Source organism: Bacillus sp. GMa5/1 (assembly GCF_050172015.1).
Lineage (GTDB): Bacteria > Bacillota > Bacilli > Bacillales > Bacillaceae_G > Bacillus_A > Bacillus_A cereus.
This window is the reverse complement of the sequence record NZ_JBNLYC010000016.1, coordinates 21389-37841: the sequence shown is the minus strand read 5'-3', so window position 1 is coordinate 37841 and position 16453 is coordinate 21389. Positions and strand designations below refer to the sequence as shown.

The following is a 16453-nucleotide window of genomic DNA, read 5'->3' as shown; positions in this document are numbered from 1 at the left end:
TATAAAAATCCTAATTTTGTAATTTTGGAGAAAAGGAGATGCGAGTGTATGGGAGCAGATGTAGTAACGCGGGAGCAAATGAGACACTTATTGGATGATTGGTATCATTCAATGTTAAAACAAGATGTGGTTAAAGCGAAAGTACTAAATGAGGAAATAGAGTCCAAGGTTATTTATATTAAAGAAGATCAGTATGCGGCATTTTATCACGCATTATTAAAATTCCGTTATCATGTGCTAATTGATAGTTTGAGTATTACAGAGAATAGTTTTGATGAAATTAATACCTTTATAATTCCTGATGACGCACTTTTAACACATTATTATCACTTATTTAAAGGTATTCATGCAATGTATATATCAAATTACATTGAGTCACAAAATCACTTTGAAGAGGCTGGGAAATTACTTAAATATATAACATCTTCGTTGGAACATGCTGAATTCAATTATAGATTTGCATATTTGTCTTATCAAACGTATAAACCATTGATGGCGATTGATCAAATACGTTTAGCAAAAGATGAATATGAAAAACATCCTGGCTATGAAGTTTGTATTGCTTTGTGTGAGAATATTTTTGCAATGGCTTGTATTGATTTAAAGCAATATGAACAAGCCGAAGAGAAGTTGAATTTGGCATTAGATGTATTTCAAAAGATAGATAATGAAAGATTTATTACAATGGTTCGTCATAATTTAGCATGGTTATATGCAAGTCAAAACCTTTCGAGTTTAGCAATTCGACATTTAGTAGAAGTAATAAAAAGTAATCCCAAACATTTCAAAGCAATGTTTGTATTAGCACGTGAATATTACAAAATTGGAAAAATCGATACTGCCGCTGAATTAATTGAAAAAGGATTAGATATATGTAATAAGATACAAAATAAAGAATTTCAGCACCGTTTTGTAATTTTAAAGGAAATGAATCAAAAGACGTCTAGTGTATTATTAGAATCCACTATTTTAAATGGGATTTTATATTTTGAGAAAGAAGGTTTGTTGGATTGTATTCAAGAATATACTGAGATTTTAGCTATGCAATTTTATAAAGAAGAAAACCATGTAAAGGCAAGTAAATATTTTTATATAAATAATCAAGCACAGAAAAAACATTTAGAAAAAGGGGCGTTGAAATAATGAAAAAAGTAGGCGTAATAGCAAAAGGATTAATTTTTGTAGGGATTCTTTCATTGGGACTTAATTTTTCTTCTACTACACAGCAAGCAGTTAATATTGGTGACGGAGGAGCACCAGCAAGACCAGACTACGTTAACATTGGTGACACAGGCGGAGCACCCGCAGATAATAAAGACGACGGCGGAGTAAGCCAACTATAATAACAAAGAAAGGGACTTCAACATGAAGTCCCTTTTTCTATTTTCAGGCCATGTAGAGAAAAGAATTGACTTACTTTAAATATGTAACTATAATAGTTACAGAATAACCATTAGTAATAGAAGTGAGTTATATTTTTTTAGTATAATTGTAACTGTTTTAGTTACAATTAAAAAGAGAACATAAAACAACCAAAAAATGTAAAAACTTTAAATAGCAACTCAAGAAAGGAGACGGGAACTTTGAAACGGTTTAAGTTTTATTTGATTAGCGGTATTGTGCTTGTTTTGCTTATCGTATGTAACTTCGTTGATAAGCCGATTGCGAAGGTTGAAGAAGTGAAAGATACTGTTATGATGAAGCTGAATACGAAAGAGAGTATGGCGCAAATTGATGGACAGACGATTTATTTTAAGCAAATTGGTGAGGGAAAACCGCCTTTACTTATGCTTCACGGGTTTGGTGGTTCATCTGATGGATTTAGTGATATTTATCCGGAACTTGTACGAGATCACACGATTATAGCGGTTGATATTTTAGGGTTTGGACGTTCTTCTAAGCCAGTTGATTTTCAGTATTCGTTTCCTGCGCAAGTTAATTTATATTATAAGTTAATGAAGAAGCTCGGGTATGATCAATTCGCAGTACTTGGTCATTCGATGGGCGGAGAGATGTCTCTCAATTTAGCGTATTTATATCCGGATGCAGTGACGCATCTCATCTTGGCGGATTCTACAGGAATTGAGTCTTTCCAGCAAAAAGAAAGTTATGAAGTACCACCGCTATCGACGGACTTACAAACTGTAACTGAGATTACGAAGTATAATAAAAATGAAGTAAAAAATAGTCGTGATGATAAAGAGCATTATGATCAGCTTACGAAAATGCGAGAGCGCCGCATTGCGATGGAAGCTGATAAAATTAAGGCACCGACTTTAATTATATGGGGACGACATGATAAGAGTGTTTCGTGGAAAAATGGTGAACTGTATCATGGGCTATTTGCAAATAGTACGTTTCATATTATTGAAAAAGGATACCACGCACCGTTTCGTCAGGAACCAATTGAGTTTATGGAATATGTACAAGCATTTTTCGCGAAGCATCCACAATAAAAATTTTAAGCATAAATCCACTTCTTTCCTCATAGAGTGAAACTAATAAGGCTTGTCTAAGGAAAGGAATGAAGTAGAGTGGAAACTTTACCATGGTGGGTTTATCTTGTAATTGTTGGGATTGTATTAAGTGGCTACATGGTTTTATATACTTCGAAAAAAGAGCAAGATATGGATAATGAGTTTATCGAAAAAGAAGGCGAAGTATATATGAAGCGTTTAGAAGAAGAGCGTGAGAAACGTAATCAGGATAGTGATAAAGATTCGGTATTGCTTTAATAGAAATTTTGAAAGGTTACCACTTAGTAGGATTTTACATCTAGGTGGTAGCTTTTTTTCTTCTGCGGGAGCAGTATATGTTCATCAAGCTAAGGTTATATTAGTTTAATTTTACATGTATAAGAGAGTCATCATAAACTTTTATTGATGGTATTTATATATTTTTTTACTCATAAGAATGGAACTAGTGGGGATTTTACTGGGGGGGATTAACAATGCATAGGGATGAAACTTCATTACATCCGGATACAGGTGTTACATCTGTAATGTTTGTTGAGCGTTCATTAAATGAAATTCGTTTTTGGTCTAGAATCATGAAGGAGCATTCTTTTTTTCTTCGTTTAGGATTTAGATGCGAGGATACTCAACTAATCGAAGAGGCGAATCAATTTTATCGATTGTTTGAACATATTGAACAAATAGCGCATTCCTATACAAATGAAACAGATCCTGAGCAAATAAAAAGATTTAATGCAGAAGTACAACAAGCTGCAACTAATATTTGGGGATTTAAACGAAAAATTTTAGGATTAATTCTCACATGTAAATTGCCAGGACAAAATAACTTTCCACTTTTAGTTGACCATACAAGTAGGGAAGCTGATTATTTTAGAAAACGTTTAATACAATTAAATGAAGGTAAATTAGATGCTCTTCCTGATGCTATTATTAAAGAAAATGTTTTCTTTTTACGGATTATGGCAGACCATGCTAAATTTATTGGCCATCTTCTTGATCCATCGGAAAGAAAGCTTGTAGATACAGCGCGGAATTTTAGCAATGATTTTGATGAATTGATGTATCAAGCAATTGACTTAGAATCTATGAAACCACAATCCCAAACAGCCCCTCTTTTAGATCAATTTTTAGATCAAAATCGTGTGTCGGTTGCATCTCTTCGGGATTTTAAGAAAACAGCACGTGATTTAATTGAGCAATGTAAAATAAAGAGTATCATTCATCCATTATTAGCAGACCATGTTTTCCGTGAAGCTGATAGATTTCTTGAAATCATTGATATGTATGATGTTCATCTTACAAATATTCAATCACAACCTAGATATTAGAAGATAAGGAAAGATACTATTTTTTCCTTAAGGCGAGAAGTTAACAATTTATTGTTAGCTTCTTTTCTTTGGGATTAAAATTTTCTTTTAAGGACTACATAAATCCCTTTGACCAAATATGTAATTCTTTGTAAAATGATATATATGGAAAGATTATGAATATACAGGAAATCTATGGATAGTAGATTTTAATAAATTATTCGGGGGAAATTTATTAGTTAAGTATATTAACTTGTTTGCACTACATTTTACAAATAAAGGGGTATTAGTAATCATGAAAGCAAAGAAATTAGTAAGTTTAGCATTACCAGTTATGTTATTGAGTGGTTGTATTACAATTGAAACTGATGGTAAGAAAGCTGAACCAAAGAAAGAAGAAACGCAAAAGGTAGAGAAAGAGAATAAGACTTCTGAAAAAGAGAGTAAGTCAACTGATGGCAAGAAAGAGGATAGCTTATCTGTAGCGAAAGGTGAAGGTACAAACAGTAGTTCATCAAGTAGTCAACCAAGTTCTTCTTCAAATAATTCAACTTCTTCTAGTTCTTCAACTGGTAAGGTAACTGGTTCAGATGTTGAAAGGTACAAGGCAGATATCATAAATAGTGCTACTCAAATTGAAAATACAATGAAATTAATTGAAGGAATAGCAGATTCAGACGTAAAATCATACAAACAAAAGAAAAGTGAAGTACAACTGAGTTTAGGTGGAGCAAAGGCAACTGCAACGAAACTGAAGAATCTACAAGCGCCTCCTGAGTTACAGGGAGAACAGGCGAAGATAAAGCAGTCGATGGAACTGTATGCGGATTGTTTTCAACTTCTCTTTGATGCATTAGATCAAGAAGACGAAAGTAAAATGCATCAATCAGTAAGTAAAGCACAAGAAGGTTCGAAACTGTTTGAAGAGGCAGCGAAGAGTATCGGTAGTAAAACCAACTAAGAATAAATTATTTTAAGAGGTACTTGTGGGTGCAGTTGGTGCAAGTGAAGAGTTAGGAATTAGTTATGGGAACACATTACAAATTTATCAAATGGACGATAATGTTCGTATTCGATATATAAAACAATAAATAATTGGTGAAAAACTCTGTAATAAATTTTACAGGGTTTTTTGTTAGTTCTAGTTTATTTTTTGTCTTCCTAAGCGCTAAGCATACTAGTATAAGTTGAGAAATGAACAAAACGATAATGATAGGCAGATGATGTAACTCCATAGTAACTGTAACCATCTAAAGCCCAATTCATACACTATGATGGAGGCTTTTTACTTACTAATCGGATGAAAAAGGAGTGTAATCATGAAGAAACGTACTGTTAATGAAGCGGGAGGGAATGTGCCACAACCAATCCGCAGCGACGGAGCAGGTGCGATTGATTCTGGACCTCGTAATGTTATGCGGGATATTCAAAATCCGAATATGTTTGTTCCGCCTATAACGGATGCAGGGTTAGTTCCTAACTTGAAGTTTTCATTCTCGGACACTTCTATGATTTTGAAACAAGGCGGGTGGTCTCGGGAGATTACTGCTCGGGAACTACCGGTTTCGACGACGATTGCGGGAGTAAATATGAGTTTAACGGCCGGTGGAGTACGAGAACTACATTGGCATAAAGAAGCGGAATGGGCGTATATGCTTTTAGGACGGGCGCGCATAACGGCTGTTGATCAAAATGGGCGTAATTTTATTGCTGATGTTGGACCAGGTGATCTTTGGTATTTTCCGCCTGGTATTCCGCATTCCATTCAAGGATTGGAACATTGTGAATTTCTACTCGTTTTCGATGATGGGCATTTTTCTGATTTATCTACTTTAGCTATTTCTGATTGGTTTGCGCGTACGCCAAAAGAAGTGTTGTCGGCTAATTTCGGAGTACCTGAGAGTGCTTTTCGTTCTATCCCTTCAGATCAAGTTTATATTTATCAAGGAGAGGTGCCAGGTTCGCTTGAAAGTCAGGAAATTCAATCACCGAAAGGAGAAGTTCCTTTAACATTTAAACATGAATTGTTAAAACAAAAGCCGATTAAGACGCCTGGTGGTAGCGTTCGAATTGTAGATTCTACAAATTTTCCTATTTCCAAAACAATCGCAGCAGCGCTCGTTGAGGTTGAGCCTGGTGGAATGAGAGAACTTCATTGGCACCCGAATAATGATGAATGGCAATATTATTTGACAGGGGAAGCGAGAATGACTGTGTTTCTTGGAAATGGTACCGCTCGTACATTTGATTATAGAGCTGGCGATGTCGGATATGTACCGTTTGCGACGGGGCATTATATTCAAAATACAGGTACCGAAACATTATGGTTTTTAGAGATGTTCAGAAGTAATCGTTTTGAAGATGTATCGTTAAATCAATGGATGGCACTGACTCCTAAAGAAATAGTGGAGAGTAATATACATGTTGGCCCGCAAGTAATGGATTCCCTGCGTAAGGAGAAGAGGCCTGTTGTGAAATATCCGGGGTTTTCATATAGTCCGAAAAATGATGAGTAAAAATGAAAATTTGCGTTATTCTTTCTGGAGACTGATAAGAAGGGATGGCGTATTTTTTATGCCTAATCTAGTCTTTATCCCGCTATTTGCCGGGCAGTAAGACCCCACCTCAAAATTCAGCGGAATCAAAGAAGTTAGGTGGGGGACGGGCTGTCCGTAAAAGCCCGATTAGTGAGGGTTGATTAAAGTTTCACTTTATTAGTATCCGTCCCTTGTATTATTGTTCGGGAAATTATTATTGGAGCATAGTATAGGGAAGATACATATAAAAGAGCGCCATTATAAGCTGTAACGTATAAGTTGCGCAGGAAATGCAACGATAACTCGCTTTACTCTTCATCATCTATTTGAACATAATGGGCATAGAGAGGTGATAAACACAGTATGATTTTTAGTGAGCGTTTAAAAGAAGAAAGGGAAAAAAGAAATTGGTCGCAAAATGATTTGGCTGAAAAACTTTATGTGAGCAGGCAATCTGTTTCGAAATGGGAGACGGGAAAGAACTATCCGAGCATTGAAATTATTATTCATTTAAGTGACCTGTTCGGTATTACAATTGATGAATTGCTAAGGGGTGATGAAGAATTGACGCAGAAAGTAATTGAAGATAGTAAGCAATTGGCGTATCCAAAATGGAAGGTGTTTTTTGATAGTCTATTTATGATAGGAGTATTTTTGTTTATTGCAAAAATCGTTGTATGGATGCTAAATAAGTTTGCAGGAGCAAGTATTACAATTGTAGCAGATGCGCCATATGTAATGAATCTTTTACCCCTTGCATTCATGATTATAGGTGGTATGGGATCGGATAAGTTGAAGAAAATATATAGATAGAGGAAAGATTTGAAAGAAATCCCCTACACTAGCTGTTCTTTTCACTTAAATTGTGTACTATAAAGGATAGGATGACATAAAGAAGGGGATATAGAGAATGGAATTTCATGAACAGAAGATTTTGCCGGCAGTGAGGCAAATTAAAGATTTGGAAAAGCTATTACATAGTTCGTATGAATATATCGTTATTTTAGATATTCATGTCGGTCAATTAAAGAGTGTTATATCACTTGCGAAGCAATATTGTAAAAAGGTATTTTTACATGTGGATTTAATTCATGGTTTGCAGAGTGATGGGCATGCGACGGAATATTTATGTCAGGAGTTTAGACCGTACGGGTTACTTTCAACAAAGGCGAGCGTTATTATGAAGGCGAAGCAAAAAGGTGTTGTGGCAATACAACGCATCTTTTTAATCGATTCGAGTGCGATGGAGAAGAGCTGCAATCTTTTAGATAAGACGAAACCGGATTATATTGAGGTACTTCCTGGAGCAATGACGGATATTATCGCTGAAGTGAAAGAGCGTACTGGTGTACCGATTTTAGCGGGTGGTTTTATTCGTACTGTAGAAGATGTGGAAAGAGCTTTAAACGCTGGTGCGACAGCAATTACGACATCAAAACGCGAACTATGGAAACATTACCAAAAAAAGTGACGAAAATGTGAATTTTTTCGTTGACACCGCTTTCATTTGCGGTTAACATTATAGACAAGTTAATAAACGTGACGGAGAAAAGTAGAGATCCACATTTCATTGTTTCTATATAAATTTATATAGAAGCGTGCAAGCTGTGGGTCTTTTTCTTTTGACAAAAACGAATGGCCATTCATTTTACCTCTATCACATTTGGAAGCGTTTAAATTGATTGTGGAGGGATACTATGTCAGCATTTTTAGGAGAGTTAATAGGGACTGCGTTGTTAATCGTACTTGGTGGCGGCGTTTGTGCTGGTGTAAGTTTAAAGAAGTCGTTTGCGAAAGATTCTGGTTGGATTGTAATTACAATGGGCTGGGGCTTAGCGGTAGCGGTTGCAGCATATGCGGTTGGATCAATTAGTGGGGCACATTTGAATCCAGCTTTAACAATAGGATTAGCATTTAAGGGAGCGTTCCCATGGAGTGATGTACCAGGTTATATCGCAGCACAAATGATTGGGGCAATTATCGGGGCAGTTATCGTATATTTACATTACTTACCACACTGGAAAGAAACAGAAGATCCAGGAACAAAGTTAGGTGTATTTGCAACAGGTCCAGCAATTCCGAACACATTTGCAAACCTTTTAAGTGAAATGATTGGAACATTCGTTTTAGTATTTGGTATATTAGCAATTGGTGCAAATAAGTTTGCAGATGGATTAAATCCATTTATCGTAGGTTTCTTAATTGTAAGTATTGGTTTATCATTAGGTGGGACAACAGGATACGCAATTAACCCAGCACGTGATTTAGGTCCGCGTATCGCACACTTCTTCCTTCCGATTGCAGGAAAAGGCGGTTCAAACTGGAAGTATGCATGGATTCCAGTAGTTGGTCCAATTTTAGGTGGATCACTTGCAGGTTTATTCCATCAAGTTGTATTTGAAGGAAAACAAAATTCAGCACTTATTTATGTGATTATCGCAACTGTGATTGTACTAGCAATCTCTTATATGACAAGTAAAAAAAGTGGAAGCAATACAAATAGTAGAAAAGTAGCATAAGGGGGAAACCGATATGAAAAAATATATTCTTTCATTAGACCAAGGAACAACAAGCTCACGCGCAATTCTTTTCAATAAAAAAGGTGAAATTGTTCATTCAGCTCAAAAAGAGTTTACACAACATTTTCCAAAGCCGGGCTGGGTAGAGCATAATGCACAAGAAATTTGGGGATCTATTTTAGCAGTTATCGCAACTTGCTTAAGCGAAGCAGATGTAAAACCAGAACAAATCGCTGGTATCGGTATTACGAACCAACGTGAAACAACGGTTGTCTGGGATAAAACAACTAGTAAACCAATTTACAACGCAATCGTATGGCAATCTCGCCAAACAGCTGAAATTTGTGATGAGTTAAAAGAAAAAGGTTATAGCGAAATGGTTCGCGAAAAAACAGGTCTTTTAATTGATGCATACTTCTCTGGTACGAAAGTAAAATGGATTTTAGATAATGTTGAAGGTGCAAGAGAAAAAGCAGAAAACGGCGATCTATTATTCGGAACAATTGATTCGTGGCTTGTATGGAAACTATCTGGTGGTAAATCACACGTAACAGATTACTCAAACGCATCACGTACGTTAATGTTTAACATTCACGACTTACAGTGGGATGATGAGCTTCTAGAAATGTTAACAGTACCAAAGAGCATGCTTCCAGAAGTACGTCCATCATCTGAAATTTACGGAGAAACAATTGATTACCACTTCTTCGGTCAAAATGTACCGATTGCAGGTGTAGCTGGTGACCAACAAGCAGCATTATTTGGACAAGCTTGTTTCGGTGAAGGTATGGCGAAAAATACTTACGGAACTGGTTGCTTCATGTTAATGAACACAGGTGAAAAAGCAGTAGCTTCTGAGCATGGTCTATTAACAACAATTGCATGGGGAATAGATGGTAAAGTAAACTACGCATTAGAAGGAAGTATTTTCGTAGCAGGTTCTGCAATTCAGTGGTTACGTGACGGAATGCGCATGTTTAAAGATGCAAGTGAGAGTGAAGTGTATGCGAGTCGCGTTGAATCAACTGATGGTGTATACGTTGTACCAGCATTCGTTGGACTAGGAACACCTTATTGGGATAGTGAAGTACGCGGCGCTATGTTTGGTGTAACACGCGGTACGACGAAAGAGCACTTCATTCGTGCAACGCTAGAATCTTTAGCTTACCAAACGAAAGATGTATTATGCGCAATGGAAGCAGATTCAGGTATTGAACTGAAAACATTACGCGTTGATGGCGGAGCAGTTAAAAATAACTTCTTAATGAAGTTCCAAAGTGATATTTTAGATGTTCCTGTAGAGCGTCCAGTGATCAACGAAACAACGGCTCTAGGTGCAGCATACTTAGCTGGTCTTGCGGTTGGATATTGGAAAAACCAAGATGAAATTAAAGAACAGTGGCATATGGACAAACGCTTTGAACCAACGATGGAAGCGAAAACAAGCGAAGAGCTATATGCTGGATGGAAAAAAGCAATTGAAGCAACAAAAGCTTTCAAATAATCATAAACAGTGTTATAATGGTGACAAGTTAATAATTCGGTAGGAGATTTGGAGAGACCACAACGCGCTATAGAGGCGAAATCTATAGCGGAGTTTGTGGTCTCTTTTTTCGTTATCAAAGGGAGGAATTACCATGAAATTTTCAAGTAAACAACGTAAAGACGTATTAAACGGAGTAAATAAACAAGAGTTAGATGTGATCGTAATTGGTGGAGGTATTACTGGTTCTGGTATTGCATTAGATGGAGCAACACGCGGGTTATCAACAATTGTGTTTGAAATGCAGGACTTTGCAGCAGGTACATCAAGTCGTTCAACGAAGCTTGTACACGGTGGTCTACGTTATTTAAAACAACTTGAAGTGAAAATGGTAGCAGAGGTGGGTAAAGAGCGTGCGATCGTATATGAGAACGGTCCCCATGTAACAACACCAGAGTGGATGTTACTTCCGTTCCATACAGGTGGTACGTTCGGATCATTTAGTACATCAATTGGTCTTCGTGTATACGACTTCTTAGCAGGTGTAAAACGAAGTGAGCGCAGAAAGATGTTTAACCGTGAAGAAACATTAAACAAAGAGCCTCTTGTAAAAAAAGAAGGATTAAAAGGCGGCGGTTACTACGTAGAATATCGTACAGATGATGCGCGTCTTACAATTGAAGTAATGAAAGAAGCAATTGAGCACGGCGCAAAAGCTGTTAACTATGCAAAAGTAGACAGTTTCTTATATAAAGATGGAAAAGTATGCGGTGTACGTGTAATCGATTTACTAGACGGAGAAGTATACGAAGTTTACGGTAAGAAAATTGTAAACGCAGCTGGCCCTTGGGTAGATACACTTCGTGAAAAAGATAACTCGAAAAAAGGAAAAGTACTTCAGTTATCAAAAGGTGTTCACTTAGTAATTGACCAAAAACGTTTCCCATTAGGTCAAGCGATTTACTTCGATACACCAGATAAACGTATGGTGTTCGCGATTCCTCGCGGCGGAAAAACTTATGTAGGTACAACAGATACGTTCTACGATAAAGACGCAGCTGTACCACAAATGACAACAGAAGATCGCACATACATCATTAATGCGATTAACTACATGTTCCCAAGCGTGAAAATTACAGAGAAAGACATTGAATCAAGCTGGGCTGGTGTACGTCCGTTAATTTATGAAGAGGGTAAGAGTGCATCTGAAATTTCTCGTAAAGACGAAATTTGGACTTCTGAATCTGGTTTAATTACAATCGCAGGTGGTAAATTAACAGGATACCGCAAAATGGCTGAAATGGTAGTAGACTACGTAACGAACTTACTACAAAAAGAAGGTCATAGCGCATATCCGAAGAGCGACACGAAACATATGCCAATCTCTGGTGGACATGTAGATGGTTCACACGGATTCCCAGCATTCGTTGCGAAAAAAGCTGGCGAAGGTACGAAATATGGTTTAACAACAGCACAAGCAGAAGAATTCGCGAAATTCTATGGTTCTAACGTTGACGTACTATTTGACTTAGCGAAAAAACATAAAGACGAAGCGAAAGAATACAACATGCCGCTTGACGTTCTAATCCCGCTTGTATACGCAATGGATTACGAAATGACAGCAAAACCAGTTGACTTCTTCGTACGCCGCAGAGGCGCTGTATTCTTCAACATCCACTGGGTATATGAGTGGAAAGAAGCAGTAATCAACTACATGGCTGCGAAACTAGGCTGGAGCAAAGAAGAACAAATGAAATATACAGCAGAACTAGAAAAAGCACTAACAGACGCTGTTATTCCTGTAGATCAACAAGAACAGGCAGCTGCGTTAGCATAAAATAGAGAACCACCTGAAGGGGAGCCTTTAGGTGGTTCTTTTTTTATGGAATATTCTTCTAACTATATTGCATAACGACATATGTTGTTATACGATGTATATAAGGTGGTGGTATTGTTGGACAAAGAAATCTTGAAGGGAAGTATAGATATTTTATTACTTTCTATCATTGCAAAACGTGATACATATGGATATGAAATAGCTCAAAGTTTAAAGGATGCAAGTGAAGATTTGTATAGTATGGGGCAGGGAACTTTGTATCCTGCTTTAAAGAGATTAGAGAAAAAGGAGTTTCTTGAATCTTATTGGAATGAATCTGAGAATGGGATGAAAAGGAAATTCTATACTATTACAGATAAAGGGAAAAAAGAATTGCAGAAGAAAGTGAATTCTTGGGAGAGTGTAACAGCATTAATTCAAGCTTGTCAGAAAGGAGTTATTTATGAGTGAATTTGATGAGTATATTAAGTCTATTTTAGCCTATTCAGAACTTAGTGATATTGAACAGGATGAGTTATTTCTAGAAATGTATGATCACTTGAACAGCTTGAAAGAAGAATATATGGAACAAGGTATGAATGAAAAAGAAGCGATTTATAAAGCGATTCAAAGTTTTGGAGAATCAAAAGTTATTGGCGTAGAGATTAATAAATCGGTATACGAAGTTCCTAGACCATTAAAGGTATTATCAAAAATTTTATGTATTCCTTATATAATCATTTGTTTTATTGTCTTTTTAGGAACGTTTATTTCAACTTCTACATTTGACTCTGTTCGCAGTTTGACAGGTGGGACTGTCTATCATCCCATTGAATTTTGGCAGCAATTTTTACATATATCTGATTTAGAAACGTTATTACAACTTTTTGGAATAACACTTTGGCAAGTTAAAGATTTTATTGCACATCCAGGTCCTTGGGGAAACTCAACTTATTGGTTAAGTGTTTTACAACATATAATATTAGTAGTTCCATTTGGATTTTTCGTTCCAGTGCTGATTAATAAAGTGACTAACTATAAGAAAGCTCGTAAGTGGTATGTTATGACCTTTCTTGTTTGGGAGATATTACATTTACTAACTTTGTCTGATGTTTTTGATGTGTGGCGGATTGCTATAAATATGCTCGGTGCGTCGGTAGGATATCTTTTATTTATAAGCATGATACAAATAGATAATAAATTTAGGATAATGCGCAAGAAGATATTTGAAAATTAGCTTGCTATTCTGTAGTTTAAATTATACAAATTTAGTTTGATGGTAATAGAGTATTGCTGAAAACATAGGTGCTATATAGTGAGAGGATTTTTTATATTCGTAATAGGTGTTGTTCCTTGTTTACTCATACTGTTATGAAGCGGGTACATAATCCGTCTTTATTGGTGCTATAAATGATGAGAGCGGCACAGCTGAACTTGAAAAAGTCTAGCTGCGTTAGCGTAAAATAGAGAACTACCTGAAGGGGAGCCCTTTAGGTAGTTTTTCTCTTGACTAAAAATAAATAAAATGTGTTACAATAATGATAGAGTATGTAGTGTGAATTTTGCATAAAATAAAAAAGACAGAAGCCTGAGAAACTTCTGCCTTGTGTAACCTAACTTGCTATTGTGGTGGTAGTAGGTGCGGTTATAAGACAATTACATTAACGTTTTAGCCGAGAACCGCCCTTACCTTTTCCACGAAGCAGGGTGGTTCTCGCTTTTTTGTATACAGAAATTAGCCACGGACCGACGTATCTTCTACCGATGACAACGCCAGCTCCGGTTAGGATACCATACACTAATTTAATTATAAACATCGCGATTATATTATCACCTCCCCCCTTTTTTCAAAATGGAAGAGATGATTGCCACACCTACTAGTTATAGCTTATTAAGTTACGTATTCATTGTATTATGTTTTAAAATAGGGAACAAGATATATGGATGAAAATTCCTGTTTTTAAGCAGAACATTAGTGTCAGGGGACAAGAAGTAAATAAATATTCATAAAAAAACGGTATGGACATTACCATCCGTATTTTTTTATGTATTTATAAAACTTTTCCATGCAGTGCGTCGTCTAATATATGGGAAGGAGGAAATGATGTGGATGAATTAACGATAGAAGCGTTTGAAATAGAAGATAAGGAGGAACTTATCGACGAAATAATGAACAAGTATGGACAAGAAGTCCTGCAGCTTGTGTATTCATATGTGAATAATAAAGAGGTTGCGGAGGATGTAACGCAAGATATATTTGTGAAATGTTATAAATCTCTTCATACATATAAAGGGAAATCGAATGTGAAAACGTGGTTATGGAGAATTGCGATTAATCAATGTAAGGACTATATAAAAAGTTGGTATAACAACAAGGTGATCGTGACAGAGGATGAAGCTGCTTATATGGGGGTTCAAAATGGTAGTGTCGAACAAACTGTCATTCAAAATGCGGAGGACCGTGAACTGGCTTCTGCAGTAATGAATTTACCGATAAAATATCGAGAAGTCATTTATCTATTTTATTATGAAGAGTTATCAATTAAAGAGATTGCTATAGTAATAGACGTAAAGGAAAATACGATAAAAACGAGACTGAAAAAAGCGAAGGAGCTTTTGAAGAAAGGATTGGAGGAATAATCAAATGGAAGATCAATTAAAAGGCCTGCGAAAATCAATGGAGAATACAACGTTTAAACATTTGAGTTTTTCTGATCAACATCGAAAGCAGGTGCGCGAAAAAATCAATGCTTCAAACGAGAAGGAAGAGGACATCTCTTTAGCGATTTTACAACTCCTCAGTAATGAAAAAACAGGGTACGAATTGTCACAGCTACTACGAGGGAGAGGGATTCGGAAATTCGAAGGAAATGAAGGGTTTTTATATACCGTATTACATCGTCTGGAACAGAACCGTTTGATCCAATCTAGCTGGGATCATGCAGGAGCGAAATATTATCAATTAAACGATAAAGGAAGAAAGATGCTGCGAAAGGCAGAAAAAAATGCTACGAAGGTACAATTTATATTAAAAGGCTTAGTACAGGAGTGAGGAGAAATTGAATAAAAAAGGGGAGCGTTTTGTAAGCGAAGTTACGAATTATATTAAATCAAAAGAAGCGAAAGATTTTGTAGCAACGGAACTAGATTTTCACCTAAAACAGGCGAAGAACACATGGATAGAAAAAGGTTTGAGCGAGGAAGTCGCTGAAAATAAAGCGGTGGAACAAATGGGAAGTCCGATTAAACTAGGGCAAGAACTTAATAAACTTCATAAGCCAAAGGTGGATTGGTTTTTACTTATTTTATTAGTAGCTGCTATGGGATTAGGTTTTTTACCAATAATCGCTTTTGGGCATACGGATGATTTACTAATGAACAAAGTAATTTTTGTAATTCTTGGGATTGCAACAGCCATTGGGATGATGTTGCTTGATTACCGGAAGCTAGAGAGGTTTGGATGGCTGTTTTATACAATTGGAATACTTATCTTGTTAGCTATAAAATGTTTTCCGACTATTTCTATAAATGGGGAAGCGTTAATGAAAATTGGTCCCATCAAAATTGACTGTCTAATGACAATACCATTCTTCCTTCTAGCCTGGGCTTCTTTTTTCAATAACAGTAGATTAAAGTTTATACATCTTCTCATGTTGTATTTATTTTCTTTATATTTATTTCTAACTACATCAACTCTTTTACCACTGTTCATCTATATCACGATGGTATTTGTTATGCTTTGGTGGAGTAAGCTAGGAAAGAAAACGGCCTGGCTCATTACAATGTTACCGATTTGTTTCTTTATTATTAGGGATTTATTTTCCTGGTCTGCCGTAAAAGAATACCGGATAGCTAGAATTTTAGGGTTTTTAAACCCAGAGCATGATCAATGGTATTTACGTTTAAAAGAGGCAATGGCATCGGCAGGTTGGTTTGGTACATATGGAAATATAAAGTCTATCCCTGCTACTCATACTGATTTTGTATTTGCAAGTTTGACTTACTATTATGGATATGTGCTTGCGCTAGTTCTTGTCTTGATTTTGTCTCTTTTTGCAGTAAGAATAATGAATATAGCTTATAAAATAAATGATGGTTATGGTAAATTACTCCTCGTTGGTGGAGTAACTCTTTTTGTATTCCATTTCGTTTATAACGTTGGCATGATTCTTGGGATATTACCACGTGTCTCTATATCATTACCCTTTATTAGTTACGGCTTGATACCAACTCTATTTCACGCATTTATAATGGGAATCGTGCTAAGTGTATATCGACGTAAAGATATTCCTTTTAGAATGAGAAAAACACCTTGAA

At 36.2% G+C, this 16453-nt stretch carries 17 protein-coding genes; all 17 read left to right on the top strand.

The genetic code is table 11. The annotated features are described in order from the left end of the window. Positions 1 to 48: 48 nt before the first annotated feature. The 17 genes from ACQGSG_RS06655 to ACQGSG_RS06575 all read left to right on the top strand — a co-directional run bounded on the left by ACQGSG_RS06655 (position 49) and on the right by ACQGSG_RS06575 (position 16452). Positions 49 to 1143 carry a hypothetical protein gene (locus ACQGSG_RS06655; RefSeq protein ID WP_098567547.1) on the top strand — a complete coding sequence of 365 codons (1095 nt, stop codon included), beginning with the start codon at positions 49 to 51 and terminating at the stop codon, positions 1141 to 1143. Next, entirely contained in the window at positions 1143 to 1343 is a 201-nt protein-coding gene (locus ACQGSG_RS06650) for a Phr family secreted Rap phosphatase inhibitor (RefSeq protein WP_214631931.1), read from the top strand. The genes ACQGSG_RS06655 and ACQGSG_RS06650 overlap by 1 nt, the downstream gene beginning before the upstream one ends. A 240-nt stretch (positions 1344 to 1583) precedes the next feature. Beyond that, the gene (locus ACQGSG_RS06645; RefSeq protein WP_016109445.1) at positions 1584 to 2456 is read left to right on the top strand and encodes an alpha/beta fold hydrolase; all 873 of its coding nucleotides are present in this window, start codon (positions 1584 to 1586) and stop codon (positions 2454 to 2456) included. A 78-nt stretch (positions 2457 to 2534) separates the two neighbouring features. Beyond that, positions 2535 to 2735, top strand: a complete 201-nt coding sequence (locus tag ACQGSG_RS06640) for a sporulation YhaL family protein (RefSeq protein ID WP_000449223.1) — start codon at positions 2535 to 2537, stop codon at positions 2733 to 2735. 215 nt (positions 2736 to 2950) lie between these two features. Next, positions 2951 to 3802, top strand: a complete 852-nt coding sequence (locus tag ACQGSG_RS06635) for a DUF2935 domain-containing protein (protein ID WP_000554479.1) — start codon at positions 2951 to 2953, stop codon at positions 3800 to 3802. A gap of 274 nt (positions 3803 to 4076) precedes the next feature. Further along, a complete protein-coding gene (locus ACQGSG_RS06630; RefSeq protein ID WP_000644831.1) occupies positions 4077 to 4742 on the top strand; it encodes a DUF7018 domain-containing (lipo)protein in 666 nt (221 codons plus the stop codon). A 358-nt stretch (positions 4743 to 5100) separates the two neighbouring features. Further along, positions 5101 to 6297 carry an oxalate decarboxylase family bicupin gene (locus tag ACQGSG_RS06625; protein ID WP_098605063.1) on the top strand — a complete coding sequence of 399 codons (1197 nt, stop codon included), beginning with the start codon at positions 5101 to 5103 and terminating at the stop codon, positions 6295 to 6297. A gap of 384 nt (positions 6298 to 6681) precedes the next feature. Further along, positions 6682 to 7131, top strand: coding sequence for a helix-turn-helix domain-containing protein (locus ACQGSG_RS06620; RefSeq protein WP_098219337.1), 450 nt, complete (start codon positions 6682 to 6684; stop codon positions 7129 to 7131). Between the two features lie 97 nt (positions 7132 to 7228). Beyond that, positions 7229 to 7789 (top strand): glycerol uptake operon antiterminator GlpP, encoded by a 561-nt coding sequence (glpP, locus tag ACQGSG_RS06615; RefSeq protein ID WP_000394286.1) that lies wholly within the window; start codon positions 7229 to 7231, stop codon positions 7787 to 7789. Positions 7790 to 8015: 226 nt separating this feature from the next. Then, positions 8016 to 8837, top strand: coding sequence for a glycerol uptake facilitator protein GlpF (gene glpF, locus ACQGSG_RS06610; RefSeq protein WP_001272195.1), 822 nt, complete (start codon positions 8016 to 8018; stop codon positions 8835 to 8837). A 13-nt stretch (positions 8838 to 8850) separates the two neighbouring features. Next, a complete protein-coding gene (glpK, locus tag ACQGSG_RS06605) occupies positions 8851 to 10341 on the top strand; it encodes a glycerol kinase GlpK (protein ID WP_000760015.1) in 1491 nt (496 codons plus the stop codon). Positions 10342 to 10474: 133 nt separating this feature from the next. Further along, positions 10475 to 12157 carry an aerobic glycerol-3-phosphate dehydrogenase gene (gene glpD, locus ACQGSG_RS06600; protein WP_000672831.1) on the top strand — a complete coding sequence of 561 codons (1683 nt, stop codon included), beginning with the start codon at positions 10475 to 10477 and terminating at the stop codon, positions 12155 to 12157. A 117-nt stretch (positions 12158 to 12274) separates the two neighbouring features. After that, positions 12275 to 12607, top strand: a complete 333-nt coding sequence (locus ACQGSG_RS06595) for a PadR family transcriptional regulator (RefSeq protein ID WP_000356630.1) — start codon at positions 12275 to 12277, stop codon at positions 12605 to 12607. Then, on the top strand, positions 12600 to 13373 hold the full coding sequence (locus ACQGSG_RS06590) for a VanZ family protein (RefSeq protein ID WP_001288383.1): 774 nt from the start codon (positions 12600 to 12602) through the stop codon (positions 13371 to 13373). Before ACQGSG_RS06595 ends, ACQGSG_RS06590 begins: the two co-directional genes overlap by 8 nt. Before the next feature lie 869 nt (positions 13374 to 14242). Continuing rightward, on the top strand, positions 14243 to 14776 hold the full coding sequence (locus tag ACQGSG_RS06585; protein ID WP_000344011.1) for a sigma-70 family RNA polymerase sigma factor: 534 nt from the start codon (positions 14243 to 14245) through the stop codon (positions 14774 to 14776). Positions 14777 to 14780: 4 nt separating this feature from the next. After that, entirely contained in the window at positions 14781 to 15188 is a 408-nt protein-coding gene (locus ACQGSG_RS06580; RefSeq protein ID WP_000390089.1) for a PadR family transcriptional regulator, read from the top strand. Positions 15189 to 15195: 7 nt separating this feature from the next. Beyond that, on the top strand, positions 15196 to 16452 hold the full coding sequence (locus ACQGSG_RS06575; RefSeq protein ID WP_098605058.1) for an FtsW/RodA/SpoVE family cell cycle protein: 1257 nt from the start codon (positions 15196 to 15198) through the stop codon (positions 16450 to 16452). Position 16453 lies beyond the last annotated feature (1 nt).